The organism is Bacteroides sp. AR20 (genome assembly GCF_964250605.1).
Lineage (GTDB): Bacteria > Bacteroidota > Bacteroidia > Bacteroidales > Bacteroidaceae > Bacteroides > Bacteroides uniformis.
This window is the reverse complement of sequence record NZ_CAXUGK010000003.1, coordinates 117,460-132,433: the sequence shown is the minus strand read 5'-3', so window position 1 is coordinate 132,433 and position 14,974 is coordinate 117,460. Positions and strand designations below refer to the sequence as shown.

The window sequence follows — 14,974 nt, the reverse complement described above, 5'->3', positions numbered from 1 at the left end:
TATTTAACGGTTATTTGTGCGCTTGTTCCGCTGCATCATCCTCCGGTGCGAGAGGGGCGAGCGTGAAGCTGTATTTCCATTCGTGCGGAGTGATGGTGTACTCGGGATGAACTTGTGCTCCCCAGGTATTGTCACCGCCTACGCCCATCTGCTTGTGGTCGATGTTGAGCCATATCATATCTTTCTTCTGGATGCTTCCACCGTGGCGGCGCTCCATCTGTGAGGGACGGTATTCAATGTCCTCCATCGGGAAGTTCCAGGCGCTTACGCTCAACGGTTCCTCGCCCACTACCAGCAGACCTTCACCGGCAGCATTGCGCAGGGCCACCCAGCGTACGTCACAATGATTGGCCGTCTCTTGGGCACGTACATACGGATGGAATTGTTCCCACACCGTGGCGTTGTAGAGGCCTATCAATGCTCCCGTCTTGCGGTCGGCGTACGTCTCTTGCGGACCACGGCCCAACCAGGTCATCATTTCATATTCGGCAGGGAGTATCATGCGCATGCCCAGACGAGGCATCTCGCTCAATGGCTTCTTGCCGGGGGTGAAGTGCATGGTTACCTGAACCTTGCCGTCGGGAGTGATTTTGTAGAGAGTCTGCAAATCAGCATCTTGTTCTTCCATGCGGTAGGTCGCAGTGACAGTAGCCGTTTGTCCGGCTTCTGCAACTTCGATGTTCTGCAGTTTGGCATCGCGTCCGGCGTTTCTCCAGGTGCCGCAGCGTATCAGGTGCCCATTTGGAATATCATTATCGGTCAACGGGCGCCAGAAGTTGGGTTGCAGCCCTTCCTTAATCAGATTCTTTCCGGTGTAGTTCAACTCTGTCATTTCACCGTTTCGGGTAGAGAAAGCTACCTGGAAGTTGTTGCCTTTCACGGTCAGTGTTTCGTTGTTGCGGTCTACGGTCAGCGTTCCTTCCACCGGCTGAACGGTTTTGGCTGACGGTGCAGAAGGCAATTCCCATTGTTCGATGGCAACCTCGTGTCCTTTCGGTACTAATGGCGCTTCGTGCTTGGTGAATGCACGCAGTGTGAGGAAATACTCCTTGCCGTCGGCAGGCAGCGCTTTCAGTGGCAATTCTATGTTGGCAGAGTTTCTGGGAGCAATCTTGGGGAAATCCATTTCACCGTCCTGAACGGTCTTGCCGTCGCATTCCACTGCCCAGCGGAGGGTATATCCTTCCAATCCGATGAAATCGTGCCAGTTGGTGACCTTTATCTTGTTCGGGGTGAAGGCGAGCGGTTCGAAATGGATATATTGCAATACCTTCTTCACTTCGTAGATGTGCGGGTGTGGGGTGCGGTCGGCAGCAATCAAGCCGTTGGCACAGAAGTTGGAGTCGTTGACGACGCCTACAAATCCCATGTCGCCGCCAAAAGCCCAGATGTCGCGCTGGTTCTCGTCCTTGATGGCAAACGTCTGGTCCACCCAGTCCCAAATGAAACCGCCTTGCAGTTGGTCGTACTTGTAAATCAAGTCCCAGTAGTCCTGGAAGTTACCTACACTGTTACCCATGGCATGGGCATATTCGCAGAGAATCATGGGGCGGGCATCACGCTGGTTCACGTGTTGGCGCAACCTCCAGATGCGTGCGTACATGGGGCAATAGATGTCGCTCTTGGAGTTGTAGCCACCCCCTTCATATTGTACGGGACGGGTGGGGTCTATCTTCTTGGTATAGTCATACAGAGTTTCGAAGTGCTTGCCGTAGCCCGACTCGTTGCCCATGGACCAAGTCACGATGGCAGAGTAGTTGCGGTCGCGTGCAATCATACGGCTCATCCGCTGCATGAAAGGCACCTCCCAGTCGGGATAGTTGGCAAGGGTCTCATCCTTGTGGAACATCATGCCATGGCTCTCGATGTTGGCTTCGTCTACCATATAAAGTCCGAATTCTGTGCAAAGCTCGTACCACGCATAGTTGTTCGGGTAGTGGCAGTTGCGTACACCGTTCAGGTTGAACTGCTTCATCAGCTGGATGTCGTGTATCATGGACCCCACGGTGATGGTACGTCCCTTGTGCGGGTCGTGCTCGTGACGGTTCACCCCCTTGAAGAGGACGGCCTGGCCGTTAATCATCTGCATGCCGTTCATCATTTCCACGGTACGGAAGCCAAAAAGGTGCGTAAAGGATTCCTGCGGTTTCCCTTGTGCATCAAAGGTGCTGACTACCAGCGTGTAGGTGTTCGGTGTTTCGGCATTCCAGGTGCGTGCATTCGGGAAGACTTGCTGCTGGGTAAACAAGGTGTCCGTGGCAGAGGCTATGGACTTCTTCCGGTCATAGATAACCTTATCCCTGTCCATTACCTTCACTTCCACCGTTTCTCCGGCTTTAGGCTGATGGAGGAATACATCCAGCTTTAGTTCGCCATCCTTGTAGTTGTTTATCAGTTCCGCTGTCATCCGGAAGTCCTTGACGCGGCTCTGGGGGCGGGCGTAGAGATAAACACTCCGTTCGATGCCGCTGTATTTCCAGTAGTCCTGGCCTTCCAGGTAGGAACCGTCGCTATAACGGAATACTTTTACAGCCAGTTTATTGTTGCCCTTCTTCAGCAGGTGGGTGATGTTGAAGTGCGACGGTAGGCGGCTGTCTTCTGCATATCCTGCCAATTCGCCGTTTACCCATACATAGTAGGCAGACTCCACCCCTTCGAAATTAAGGAAGATGTCCATGCCTTCCCAGCTAGCCGGGACGGTGAACTCGCGGATATAAGCACCTACGGGATTGTAGTCGGTAGGCACGTAGGGCGGATTGGGGGGGAACGGATAACGGGTATCTGTATAGATAGGTGCATCGAAGCCTTGCAGTTCCCAGCTTCCCGGAACTTCAATTTTACTCCACTTGCGGGTACTGAATCCGGGCTTGTGAAAGTCTTTGGGGCAGAGGTCATTGTTCTTTGAAAAAAGAAATTTCCAGGTGCCGTCCAGAGTGATACGGCGTTCCGTTGCAGGATTAACGTCGAACCGTACGTCGGCGGGCAAGGCACGTTGTTTCAATGCGTTGGCTTCATTCGTAAACGGGGTGAAGTGGGCGTGCATCGGTTCTCTGTTCATTTCGTTGACTTGCGGGTTCTGCCACGGCTCGTTGTCGGCCAGGGCACCGGTGCAAAGCAGCGAAGAAAGGAGAAAGGTATAAAGTTTGGTTTTCATTATTAATAGGATTTAGTGATATAAAAATGGCTCTTGTCAGAGACCGGTGTCTGTCAAAAGAGGGTAAAAGCCCTATATCGAGCAGAACAATGTCACCAGGAACGGAACGCTGAAATCGACCACAAACCCGTGGAAGATGGAAACTACGACAAACTGCTGTCCGGCTGTCCGTGTGATGATGGGCAGTGTGGTGTCCATCGTCGTGGCTCCTCCGGCAGAGATGGGGGCAAGGTTTCCGAACCATCGTACCAGCAACGGGGCGGCCAGCAGTGTCAGAATCTCCCGGCTGATATTGGCAAGCAGGGCGATGGTGCCCAGCTCGGCTCCCTTGTATTCGGTAATGAAGATGCTGGAGAGCGAGTAATAGCCGAATCCCGAGCCTACGGCCAGACAGTCCGTTATAGAACGGTGTGTCAGAATCAGACTGACGGCTGCCGAACCTGCCAGTGTTCCCAGTATCGTCATGATGGGCAGGAATACCAGCCGCGGATTGAGTGAACGGAAGTTCTTCAGGGTCTGCGGGTCGTTGCCTACGCTCAACCCTACACTGAACATCAGCGCGCAAAGCGCGTAGTAGCTGATATTGGTTTCTGCAATATCAAAAGGCAGCAGATGGCACACACCACAAATCGTACCCAATACAAAAAAGCCCACAATGATAAGACTTCCTTTCATGCCCTGCCTCCTTTCCTTTTATACAAGGCTCTCCAGAGTGCCCAAGCAGCGATAACACTTCCCAAGGTCCCTCCCAGGGTGAGTATCACAGCTTCAAGACCTATGGTATGGAGCCCCTTGATGATTTGCTCGTTGCTTCCGACCTCGATGCCGAGGATAAACAGCAGCAGCCAGATGAGCAGGGTGATGATTTGGTGGATTTTCTTTAAGTCCCGTTTCCGTAAGAGATAGCCCAACAGCATTCCCGTGAGCATTAGTCCGATGATTGTAAACATATCTATGTCGTTTTTTAGTGGCAAAGATAGTATGGTCTATTTTTGCAGGTGCAAAGATAAAGCTTTCAAAGTAAACGAGGCGGCATTGCCGGGGCGAATGCCGCCTCGATATACTATTTGGAGAAAAGGATTATTCGTTTATTTCATTGTTGGTCTGAATCTCCATCAGAGGAATGGGCAGGAAGGAGTGGGTAGATGCACTGAATCCGGTTCTGCCGTCAGCCTTCATGGCTTCGTCCAGTTTGCCCCAACGACGGAGGTCGTAGAAGCGTGAGTTTTCCAGTGTGAATTCCACCAGACGTTCATGCTCAATTTGCGCTTTAACAGCAGCTTGGTCACTTCCGGTCATGGCAGGCAGCTTGCCGTGCACGCTACGTACTTCGTTAATCAATGGAATGGCTTTTTCTGGATGACCTTGTTCATTGTAGACTTCAGCCTTCATCAGCAATACATTGGCATAACGCATCAGTGGCATGTTGGTACCTACGTAGTTTTGTGCGTAGTCGCTCCAAGTTGAAGGCATGTATTTACGGTAATTATATCGGGTGGCGGAATTCTCATCATAGATGTCATCGTAATTGTACCCCAGGATGTGCCCGCCTTCGTAGTAATACGGATCATCAAACATCATGGAACCATAGGCACGGGCATCGTACATGTTACCTTCGGCAATGCGTCCTTCTTTCAGAAATTCGTTGTACATCATGTCGCTGACACGGATTTCGTCCCAACCGGACATGCTGCCCGGAGCCACCCAGAAGTGGAGTACGTGCTTGTGGAAAGTACCGTCGGCCGTACTGTTGGTAAACTGAAGTTCCAGAATGGACTCTTTGCAATTTTTGTTGGTTCCGTCGAACATGCTTCCGTAGTCGGACTCCAGTTCGTAGCCGGTCACTTTGTTGAAAGCGGCTTCTGCCAGCCCCAGGTATTCGGCCTTTTTGTCACTTTCTTCATAAGCACGGGTCAAGTAAGCCCATCCCAGGTAAGAGTAGGCTGCTCCTTTGGTTACACGTCCCGCTTCGGAAGAAGGGCGGTCTTGTGGCAGCATGCTGCCTGCTTTGTCCAGTTCAGTACAGATAAAGTCCCATGCTTCCGTTCTGGTAGACAATGCTTTGTGAGTCTGGGATTCTCCGGTCAGATATTCATTGCGGATAATGATTTTCTCCCAGCTCATAATCAGTTTGAAATGATAGTAGGCACGCAGGAACAGAGCTTCGCCCGTAAGATGGTTCTCGTCATCGGCACTCATCTTCTCACCGCTGGTCTGTACTTTGTCAATACCGTATAATACGTTGTTGGCGTAGTTGATGCCATTGTAATTGTTCATCCAGTATTCTTTGATGCTGGAGTTCTCATTGTTGTAGGTGAATCCGTACAATGCAGCCCATTCCGGATAGTTGTTGACGTCCTGGCCTTTTACCATCTCATCGCTACGGAAGGTTTCCACAACAAACTTGACTTCTGCAACCGTGTAAGAGCCGGTGCGGTTATCCAGCTGGCCATATACCGCTGATAGACCTGCCTCTACATCGGCTTTATCTCTCCAGTATTTGTCTGTAGAAAAGTCGGGAGACTCTGTCGTCAGGAAATCATCGCATCCTGCCAGTAAGGCGGCGCATAAGAAAGAGGCTATATATATAATTTTTTTCATTGTCTTCTTGTTTTTAATGGTGATTAGAATGTAACTTGCAGACCTACTACAAATGAGCGGGTGAACGGGTATACAAAGGAGTCTACACCGGTGTCCAGAATGCTTGAAGAGAATTCAGGGTCGATACCGGAATATTTAGTGATGGTAAAGAGATTCTCTCCACTGACATAGAGGCGGCATTTTTCAAGATACATTTTCTTAGCTAAAGCTCTGGACAAGCTGTATCCTAACTGCAACTGGCGAAGGCGGACGAAGTTACCGTTTTCGAGGAAGCGATCGGATTCACGGGTATTTTCATTCGGGTCACCCAGTACAGCTCTTGGCATACTTGTTCCTGCGTTTTGCGGTGTCCATGCATTCATGGTGCTTGTGAAGTAGTTTCTACCGGCGTCCATTCCTTCATAATACAGACGGTTTACGTTGTAGAGTTTGTGCCCCCATGCACTGCCAAACTGGAAGGAAAGGTCAAAGTTCTTATAGGAACCGCTGAATGACAAGTTGGCTTCCACCTTGGGAATACCGGAACCGGAATATACCTTGTCGCCGGAGTCGATGCTTCCATTGCCGTCTACATCCTTGAAGCGGATATCACCGGCTTTGGCACTCGGCTGGAGACGTTCGCCTGCACTGTTTACGTAAGCAGCAGCTTCTGCATCAGTCTGGAATATGCCGTCAGTCTGATACAGCCAGAAGCTGGCTACCGGATAACCTTTCAGTGTTTGGGTTACGAAGTGGCCGTCACCCTTCCAGGCAGAACCATAAAGTACCTGGTTCGGGTCTGCCTTCAACATTTCGTTGTGGATGGTAGAAAGGTTGAAACCGATATTATAGTCGAAACCGTTGATGTTGTCTCCATAGTTCAATTCAAGCTCGAAACCTTTGTTTACCATCTTTCCTACGTTGACAGTAGGATTGTAGATACCTGCAGAAGGCGGCATGACTTTTTCAATCAGTAAGTCTTCCGTTGTGTTGTAATAGTAGTTAAGGCTACCGCTCAACTTATTGTTGAAAAGACCGAAGTCGAAACCGATGTTTTTGGTATCGGTAGTTTCCCAACGCAAATCGTCGTTTACCAGATAGAGGTTGGACATGCCGGCCCAAGGATTACCACCTTGTATGTAGCTCATCCATTGGGTGTTGCTGTTACTCATTGTTGGCGCATAATAGTAGCCCAGTGCACTCTCGCTACCCAGGCGTCCCCAGCTGGCGCGGAACTTCAAGTTGCTGATAGGGGTGTTTTTGGGGAAGAAATCTTCCTCGCTGATTCTCCATCCCACTGCTACGGAAGGGAAGGTACCCCAACGGTTGTTTTTACCGAACTTGGAAGAGCCGTCGGAACGTACAGTCACTTGCAGCAAGTAACGGCTGGCGTATGAATAGTTGAAGCGTCCGAAGAAAGAAGCGCGGTTGTAATCGTAGAAAGTACCTGTGCCGGCAAATGTACCGCCGATACCTGCATCGATTGTGGGAGATGTCGGGTCGAAGAATCCGCCGGGAACCTCGCTGGAACTCAGACTGCCGCCTACTACATCATATTCGGTTTTCTTGCCTTCCACGCTGACAGAACTTTTATCCTGATGGGCGGAAATGATGGAGTTACCTACCATGGCAGTAACGGAGTGCTTGCCGAAGTCTTTCATGAAGGTCAATACATTCTCGAATGTTTGCTTACGATAGTATGAGTTGTACTCGTAGTTATAAGGATAGAGGCTCGGCTCTTGTGCATTGGCTTCGTATTTGGCACGATGATAACGGTCGTTGTAGTAGTAACCGTCGTACGTATAGCTTGTTTTGAATGTAAGCCACGGGGCGAGCTTCATGGTCAGACCGATATTGCCGGTAATGTCGTAGCCCGTATATTTTCTGTCTTTGTAATGGTCGTCTGCCATGACATTACGGTTGGTTGGGAATTCCATCTTGGTACCGTCTACCGACATGTCGGTCAGACCGTATCCGTATGTCTGGTTTTCGTCGTAAACGGGCACCAGTGGCGAAATGGAGTACATTTCTTTCAAGGAATACTGGGGCTGTTTGCTTTGTGTGACCTTGAAGTTCAAGCTCGCATCGAAATCAAAGATATATTTGTGCGCATTCAGTTTCAGGCGGGCATTATCCTGGATGTAAGAGTTACCCTTAAAGATACCCTTCTCGTCGGCATGCCCATAAGAAAGTGAATATTTGGCAACTTCAGAACCTCCGATGAGGTTTACATAATAGTTCTGTGCGATACCGGTACGGAGCATTTCATCCTGCCAGTTTGTATCGGCACCGGTAGGGTTCTGTCCATTCTTGTACGTAAGATAAGCGGGCTTGTTTGTTCCTGCATTCTCGTACATCATGTTGTGCACTTTCAAGTAGCCGTCTGCATTGAGCATGTCGAACTTCTTGGCTACCGAGTTGACCGTCATATACGTATTAAAGGAAACTTTCAGCTCTCCTTCCTTTCCGTTCTTGGTAGAAACGATGACTACACCATTGGCGGCCACAGAACCGTAAATGGCAGCGGCGGCACCATCTTTCAGGATTTCCATGGATTCGATATCCTGCGGATTGATGGTGTTGATGTCACCAGGATACCCGTCGATGATGTAAAGCGGCTCATTGTCACCCATAGTCTTGATACCACGGATTTTTACAGAAATGCTTGCACCTGCATTACCTCCCGATTTCAAAACGCTTACACCGGCAATTTTACCTTGCAGTGCTTCGGTTGCGCTGGTAGTGGCACGCTTCATCAAATCTTCCGCTTTCACCGAAGAAATGGCACCGGTCATATCACTCTTCTTCATCGTACCGTAACCTACGACTACGACTTCATCCAGCATTTCAGAATCATCTTTCAATGCTATTTTGATGTTCTTCTGCCCGTTGAGGGGAATTTCCTGGGTTACATAACCCACATAAGAGATTACCATAGTTGCTTTGGGAGAGACTGTCAACGTAAAGTTGCCGTCAACGTCGGTGATGCAACCATTACTGGTTCCTTTTTCCAGGACACTGGCACCGATAAGAGATTCTCCTTTGGTATCGGTTACGGTACCGGTTAGCTGGATGGTTTGCGCTAATGCACTTAGCGGCGCTAGACATACAAAGAGTAAGGCAAGTAGTAATACTCTTTGCATTGAGAAATACTGTTTAATTTTACCCATGTGTGATAAAGTTTTTTAAGGTTAATACTTTGTTTTTCACAAGGGCAAAGGAAGCGATATAATTAAAAGGTTGGCTATGAACTTTATCTATAAAATATCTACAAAGGGGGTTGAAAGTACTGTTATTTAATCTACAATCCGATTGCTAAATCGTTGAATAATAGTATTATATTCTAATATGATCTATCTACAAGAGAGCTTTTCTCTTTGGCTTCGTTTTTAGAAACTCTGAAGGTATTCAACCAAGTCTTCTTCTGTGGATAAGTTCAAAGATTTGCGTAAACGATACCGGTTCATATTGATTGTTTTGGGAATGGTACCGGTTATCATGGAGATTTCTTTGGTTGACAGATTGACGCGTAATAGAGTTGCTAGGTATTTTTCACCTTGCGTCAGATTAGGATGCTTTAGTGCGAGCCGGTCCAGGAATTCCTTGTTCTTTTCTTCTATATTCAGCAATAAGCTACTGTTTGTCTTATCTCCGCTTTGATATTGGCTGATGAAGGCATTCACTTTCTTCAGGTGGGGAATGAGTGTTTGGTTATCCATTTTATAACCCTCTTTAATCATTCCACGTATCTTGTCGAGTAGCTCATTGCGGCTTCTTAGGAACACGGCAAAGCTGGTAACCTCCTGGCGGCTGTCATCCAAAGCACTCTGCACGTTTTTCAGTTCCATTTCTTGCTGTTGTAGTTTCAGTTCGGATACTTCGCGTTCGGAGAGTTCCAGCTGATAGCGGGTTTCAATCAGTTGCAGGTCTTTTCTGCGTTTATACCATTTATATAAGAAGATACTGACAGCCAAACCGAGAATAAGTATGCTGCCCAAGAGCCATAGATTGCGTTTCAGCAGTTCTATTTCATAGATTTGTTCCTGCATTTCAGTGGCATGCTTCTGGTCTTGATATCTTTTATAGGAGATTTCCAGCTCAATGTTACGCAGCTTGTTACTGCTTTGTAGCTCTTTGCTCAGGTGCTGCATTTTCTCCAGGTATTTATAGGCTTGGGCATAGTCACCTATAGCTGCATATACCATGGACGAATATTCGTAATTGTCGCAAATCAGTTCGCGGGCTCCGATGTTGTGGGCATACTCGTAGGCTTTATGCAAGGCTTCCAAGGCTTTGGAGTATTGCTTGTCATAGTAATACTGTTTCCCCATGTTGTTGTAGTTTTCGCCAAGAGACCATTGGGCATCCAGATTCTTGTTGATGGTGATGGCTTCCTGGATGAAAGAAAGTTTCTCTTCCGTATTTCCCCGGTACAGACAGAGGTTGTTCAGGTTGGTTGCAATCTCTTTCAGGTTTCGTTGGGCACGGTTGATGGCCAGCGCACGCTGGAAGAAACGCTCGGCAACGGTAAATTCACTCATGAAGTGGTGCATTACTCCACGTTCGTTATAGCATCCGGCCACAGAGGTGGAATCGCCGATGGATTTGAAGATGGAGGTTGCTTTGTCGTTCAGTTCAATGGCTTTGTTGTAATCGCCTAGTTTGCTGTATACACGCCCCATCAAGGAGCAGAGTTGTGCCATTTGTTTTTTGTTGGTGGGATGGATATATTTTTGGGTGTCATAAAGATTCTTGATACTTAGGTCGAAGTTCCCCAACAATTGTTCGGCTTGACAGTAGAGAATCATAGCTTGTGCGCGGACCTCACTGGGCTCATCTTCGGGAAACAAGGCAGAAGCCTGAGCTGCATAGTAGGAAGCTTGTTTGGGGTTGTTGTACAGGTATTTCTGTGCTTGGTCAATCAATTTCTGTGCTTGCTGCATGTCTTGAGCTTGCAGTGGGGCAGCTGCTGACAGAAGACATACGAGTAGTAGACATAGGTTTTTCTTCATGGCATCGTCTTGTTTCTGCAAATTTAATTAATTCTTCTTAGAAGTCCGGTTTCCCTCCAAAAAGATTTATCTTTGTGCCTCAAAGATAGCGATATATATGTTATTACCTTATTTGAATAAAGATTTGATAGAGGCAGGATGCGATGAGGCCGGTCGCGGCTGTCTGGCCGGTGCGGTCTATGCCGCTGCTGTTATTCTGCCAACGGACTTTAAGAATGAACTTTTGAACGACTCCAAGCAGCTGACGGAAAAACAACGCTATACCTTGCGTGAAGTGATTGAAAAAGAGGCTCTGGCATGGGCGGTGGGCGTCGTCTCTCCCGAAGAAATTGACAAAATCAATATTCTCAATGCCTCCTTTCTTGCCATGCACCGTGCTGTTGACCAACTGAATGTCCGTCCGCAACATCTGCTGATAGACGGCAACCGCTTTAAAAAATATCGGGACTTGCCGCATACTACCGTAGTGAAAGGAGACGGGAAGTACCTTTCCATCGCTGCCGCCTCCATTTTGGCAAAGACCTATCGTGATGACTACATGAACCGCCTTCACGAGGAATATCCGTATTATGACTGGAATCGTAACAAGGGGTATCCCACCAAGAAACATCGTGCCGCCATTGCTGAGCGGGGTACTACACCCTATCATCGCTTGACGTTTAATCTCTTGGGGGATGGGCAGTTGTCGCTGAACTTCGGACAATGATGCTGTTTAGAACCACTTAATCCTTCTGAACCATACGAATGTCACTGCTGATAATATTGCTGACAAAAGTATGATGAAAATAAACGCGTGCGGAAAACTCTCCAGGTGGATGTCCACATTCATGCCGTAGAAACTGGCTATCAACGTGGGAATCATCAGTGTAATGCTGAGGCTTGTCATACGTTTCATGATGGCATTCACATTGTTGGAGATGATGGAGGCGAAGGCGTCCATGGTTCCCGTCAGAATATCACTGTAGATGTTCACGGTATTGTATGCCTGCTTCAACTCGATGACCACGTCTTCCAATAATTCCAAATCCAGATAATTGGTGTCCTGAAAGATGTTTTTCAGCCGTCCTATCATCACTTCATTGCCACGGATGGAAGTGTTGAAGTAGACCAGCGTCTTCTGCAGCTTCATCAGTTGCAGGAGGTCTTCGTTGCGGATGCTTTTCTCCAGCTCTTTTTCGGCGGTGGCCACGTCGTTGTTTATCTGTTTCAGATACTTCAGGAACCAGACGGCAGAAGAGTAGATGATTCGCAGAATCAAATCCAGTTTATTGTTGACGACTATGTTCTTCCGGCGTGTGTGCTGGATGAAGTCCGGTATCAGCTCCGTGTGGTGATAGCAGACAGAAACGATGATTCCGTCATTGGTGATAATGCCGATGGGCACGGTGATGAACGGCACGCCGCGTTGGTTGCTCTGCATCGGGATGCGGAGGATGGTCAGCAGCCAGTTGTCTTCTGTTTCCGTACGCGGGCGCTCGTCCACGTCGGCTATGTCTTCCAAGAATGATTCGGGAACTTTCAGCTCTTCGGTAAGGAATTTGAAATCATCGTTGTCCGGGCATTCTACGTTGACCCAGCAGTTGGGTTGCCATTCGGCCTTTTCAGTGAAGCCGTTTTCACTGTAGAGATACTTTCTCATTGTTTGCCTCCTTTCAGGTTGGAACAGAGGCATTGCAGTCAACGTCTCCGTTCGTTTTATTGGTGAATACTATTGCACGTTCGTGGGTTTGAATCGTCCATATTTCTTGTTTTTTATTTTTTAAGCGTGGCAAAAGTACATAAATCATTTGAAACAGTACGCTTTAACGGCTGTTTTTTGTACCTTTGCAGCGCAAAAACAGGTTCCTACTATAAAGAACGTTTGTATCATACAAAAAGATTATACAATTAAATTCGATTAATATTATGAGTAAGAAAGCCCTTTTAATGATTCTTGATGGCTGGGGCATCGGCGATCAAGGTAAAGATGATGTGATTTTCAATACACCTACTCCGTATTGGGACAGTCTGTTGGCAGCTTATCCGCATTCCGAGCTTCAGGCAAGCGGTGAAAACGTTGGTTTGCCCGACGGACAGATGGGTAATTCTGAAGTAGGTCACCTCAATATCGGTGCCGGACGCATCGTTTACCAGGACTTGGTGAAGATTAACCGTGCTTGTGCCGATGGCAGCATCCTGAAGAACAAGGAAATTGTTTCTGCTTTCTCATATGCAAAGGAAAACGGCAAGAATATCCACTTTATGGGACTGACCAGCAACGGTGGCGTGCACAGCTCTTTTGACCATTTGTTCAAACTCTGCGATATTTCCAAGGAATACGGTATCGAGAATACCTTCATCCACTGCTTTATGGACGGTCGTGATACCGACCCGAAGAGCGGTAAAGGCTTCATTGAGCAGCTGACTGCCCATTGCGAGAAGTCTGCCGGCAAGATTGCTTCCATCGTGGGACGTTTCTATGCCATGGACCGTGACAAACGTTGGGAACGTGTGAAGGTTGCCTACGATTTGTTGGTAAACGGTGAAGGGAAGGTCGCTACGGATATGGTCCAGGCTATGCAGGAGTCCTACGACGAAGGCGTTACGGATGAATTCATCAAGCCGATTGTGAACGGTGGCTTCGACGGTACCATCAAGGAAGGTGATGTTGTAATCTTCTTCAACTACCGTAACGACCGTGCCAAGGAATTGACCGTTGTCCTCACCCAGCAAGATATGCCCGAACAAGGCATGCAAACCATTCCGGGCCTGCAGTTCTACTGCATGACTCCGTATGACGCCAGCTTCAAGGGTGTACATATCCTTTTTGATAAGGAGAATGTACAGAACACATTGGGCGAATATCTTGCTGCCAATGGCAAGACCCAGCTGCACATTGCCGAAACAGAGAAGTATGCACACGTGACTTTCTTCTTCAACGGTGGCCGCGAGACTCCCTACGATGCTGAAGAGCGCATCCTGGTTCCTTCTCCGAAGGTTGCCACTTACGACTTGAAGCCTGAAATGAGTGCGTACGAGGTGAAGGACAAGTTGGTTGAAGCTATCAAGACCCAGAAGTTCGATTTCATCGTGGTGAACTACGCCAATGGTGATATGGTGGGACATACCGGTATCTACGAAGCTATCGAGAAGGCAGTGAAAGCCATCGACGAATGTGTGAAAGACACCGTTGAGGCTGCCAAGGCAAACGATTATGAAGTAATCATCATCGCCGACCACGGTAATGCCGACCATGCTCTGAATGAGGATGGTACTCCGAATACTGCCCACTCTCTGAACCCCGTTCCTTTCGTTTACGTTACTGCAAACAAGGACGCCAAGGTTGAGAACGGTGTATTGGCTGACGTAGCTCCTTCTATCCTGCATATCTTGGGTATGGAGCAGCCGGCTGAAATGACTGGTAAGGATTTGATTAAGTAAGGCGTCAAAGCCGTAACAATATTTAGACGCGGATTATACGGATTCCACGGATGCTCTTAAAGTTGAGTCTGTGCAATCCGGATAATCCGCGTCTTTTTTCAATAGAACGATTATGATACAGATTGGTGATGTTGTGGTTTCTTTCGATGTTTTGCGCGAGAAGTTCTTGTGTGACTTGGATGCCTGCCAGGGGATTTGCTGCATTGAGGGCGATGCCGGTGCTCCCGTAGAGCTGGACGAGGTGGAGAAACTGGAAGAGGTGCTTCCGCTGATTTGGGACGAGCTTTCTCCCGAAGCCCGTACCGTGATAGAGGAGCAAGGTGTGGTCTATACCGATTGTGAAGGTGACCTGGTGACTTCTATTGTGAACAACAAGGATTGCGTCTTTACCTGCTATGATGATAAAGGCTGTTGCTATTGTGCCATCGAAAAGGCTTACCGTGAGGGTAGGACCAACTTCTACAAACCTATATCCTGCCATCTCTATCCGATAAGGGTGGGGAACTACGGACTCTATAAGGCAGTGAACTATCATCATTGGGATGTCTGCAAAGCCGCTATGCTGTTGGGACAAAAGGAAAATCTGCCCGTGTACAAGTTTCTGAAAGAGCCGCTTATCCGTAAGTTTGGTGAGGACTGGTATGCAGAGCTGGAATTGGTAGTGGAAGAGATGAAAAAACAAGGAATCCTATAGTTCTTCCGTGCGGAGACGGACCTCTTCTTTGGAGGAGAAGAGGGATAAAGGAAAAGCCCCGGTCAGCAGGATTATCCTGCCCGTCCGGGGCTTCCTCGTTGTAAGATGTGAGGT

General features: G+C 48.2%; 10 protein-coding genes. 3 read left to right on the top strand and 7 right to left on the bottom strand.

Translation table 11 applies throughout. The features are described from left to right. Positions 1-10: 10 nt before the first annotated feature. From ACESTD_RS02965 to ACESTD_RS02940, 6 genes are all read right to left on the bottom strand, one after another. Positions 11-3,154, bottom strand: a complete 3,144-nt coding sequence (locus ACESTD_RS02965) for a glycoside hydrolase family 2 TIM barrel-domain containing protein (protein ID WP_373158658.1) — start codon at positions 3,152-3,154, stop codon at positions 11-13. 72 nt (positions 3,155-3,226) lie between these two features. Continuing rightward, positions 3,227-3,829 (bottom strand): lysine exporter LysO family protein, encoded by a 603-nt coding sequence (locus tag ACESTD_RS02960; protein WP_005830487.1) that lies wholly within the window; start codon positions 3,827-3,829, stop codon positions 3,227-3,229. Continuing rightward, positions 3,826-4,104 carry a LysO family transporter gene (locus ACESTD_RS02955; protein WP_057097774.1) on the bottom strand — a complete coding sequence of 93 codons (279 nt, stop codon included), beginning with the start codon at positions 4,102-4,104 and terminating at the stop codon, positions 3,826-3,828. Before ACESTD_RS02955 ends, ACESTD_RS02960 begins: the two co-directional genes overlap by 4 nt. 130 nt (positions 4,105-4,234) lie before the next feature. Continuing rightward, positions 4,235-5,755 carry a RagB/SusD family nutrient uptake outer membrane protein gene (locus ACESTD_RS02950; protein ID WP_057097764.1) on the bottom strand — a complete coding sequence of 507 codons (1,521 nt, stop codon included), beginning with the start codon at positions 5,753-5,755 and terminating at the stop codon, positions 4,235-4,237. A gap of 23 nt (positions 5,756-5,778) precedes the next feature. Beyond that, positions 5,779-8,904: a TonB-dependent receptor gene (locus ACESTD_RS02945; RefSeq protein ID WP_098031811.1), complete on the bottom strand. Its 3,126-nt coding sequence runs from the start codon at positions 8,902-8,904 to the stop codon at positions 5,779-5,781. Between the two features lie 219 nt (positions 8,905-9,123). Continuing rightward, positions 9,124-10,746: a tetratricopeptide repeat protein gene (locus tag ACESTD_RS02940; RefSeq protein ID WP_057097772.1), complete on the bottom strand. Its 1,623-nt coding sequence runs from the start codon at positions 10,744-10,746 to the stop codon at positions 9,124-9,126. 97 nt (positions 10,747-10,843) lie between these two features. Between ACESTD_RS02940 and ACESTD_RS02935 the strand changes: the two genes are divergently transcribed. Then, on the top strand, positions 10,844-11,452 hold the full coding sequence (locus tag ACESTD_RS02935) for a ribonuclease HII (protein WP_008662678.1): 609 nt from the start codon (positions 10,844-10,846) through the stop codon (positions 11,450-11,452). A 6-nt stretch (positions 11,453-11,458) separates the two neighbouring features. Here ACESTD_RS02935 and ACESTD_RS02930 read toward each other — a convergent pair whose 3' ends face one another. Continuing rightward, the gene (locus ACESTD_RS02930; protein WP_005834540.1) at positions 11,459-12,385 is read right to left on the bottom strand and encodes a magnesium transporter CorA family protein; all 927 of its coding nucleotides are present in this window, start codon (positions 12,383-12,385) and stop codon (positions 11,459-11,461) included. 266 nt (positions 12,386-12,651) lie between these two features. Here ACESTD_RS02930 and gpmI point away from each other — a divergent pair, with 266 nt between their 5' ends. Continuing rightward, complete coding sequence (gene gpmI / locus ACESTD_RS02925; RefSeq protein ID WP_005830427.1) at positions 12,652-14,166, top strand: 2,3-bisphosphoglycerate-independent phosphoglycerate mutase; 1,515 nt, start codon at positions 12,652-12,654, stop codon at positions 14,164-14,166. Between the two features lie 112 nt (positions 14,167-14,278). Beyond that, positions 14,279-14,860, top strand: a complete 582-nt coding sequence (locus ACESTD_RS02920) for a DUF3109 family protein (protein WP_117866076.1) — start codon at positions 14,279-14,281, stop codon at positions 14,858-14,860. Positions 14,861-14,974 lie beyond the last annotated feature (114 nt).

Bases quoted from the DNA above. Each gene is read 5' to 3' on its own strand.
- ACESTD_RS02965 (WP_373158658.1), bottom strand. From the start codon at position 3,154: ATGAAAACCAAACTTTATACCTTTCTCCTTTCTTCGCTGCTTTGCACC.
- ACESTD_RS02960 (WP_005830487.1), bottom strand. From the start codon at position 3,829: ATGAAAGGAAGTCTTATCATTGTGGGCTTTTTTGTATTGGGTACGATT.
- ACESTD_RS02955 (WP_057097774.1), bottom strand. From the start codon at position 4,104: ATGTTTACAATCATCGGACTAATGCTCACGGGAATGCTGTTGGGCTAT.
- ACESTD_RS02950 (WP_057097764.1), bottom strand. From the start codon at position 5,755: ATGAAAAAAATTATATATATAGCCTCTTTCTTATGCGCCGCCTTACTG.
- ACESTD_RS02945 (WP_098031811.1), bottom strand. From the start codon at position 8,904: ATGGGTAAAATTAAACAGTATTTCTCAATGCAAAGAGTATTACTACTT.
- ACESTD_RS02940 (WP_057097772.1), bottom strand. From the start codon at position 10,746: ATGAAGAAAAACCTATGTCTACTACTCGTATGTCTTCTGTCAGCAGCT.
- ACESTD_RS02935 (WP_008662678.1), top strand. From the start codon at position 10,844: ATGTTATTACCTTATTTGAATAAAGATTTGATAGAGGCAGGATGCGAT.
- ACESTD_RS02930 (WP_005834540.1), bottom strand. From the start codon at position 12,385: ATGAGAAAGTATCTCTACAGTGAAAACGGCTTCACTGAAAAGGCCGAA.
- gpmI (WP_005830427.1), top strand. From the start codon at position 12,652: ATGAGTAAGAAAGCCCTTTTAATGATTCTTGATGGCTGGGGCATCGGC.
- ACESTD_RS02920 (WP_117866076.1), top strand. From the start codon at position 14,279: ATGATACAGATTGGTGATGTTGTGGTTTCTTTCGATGTTTTGCGCGAG.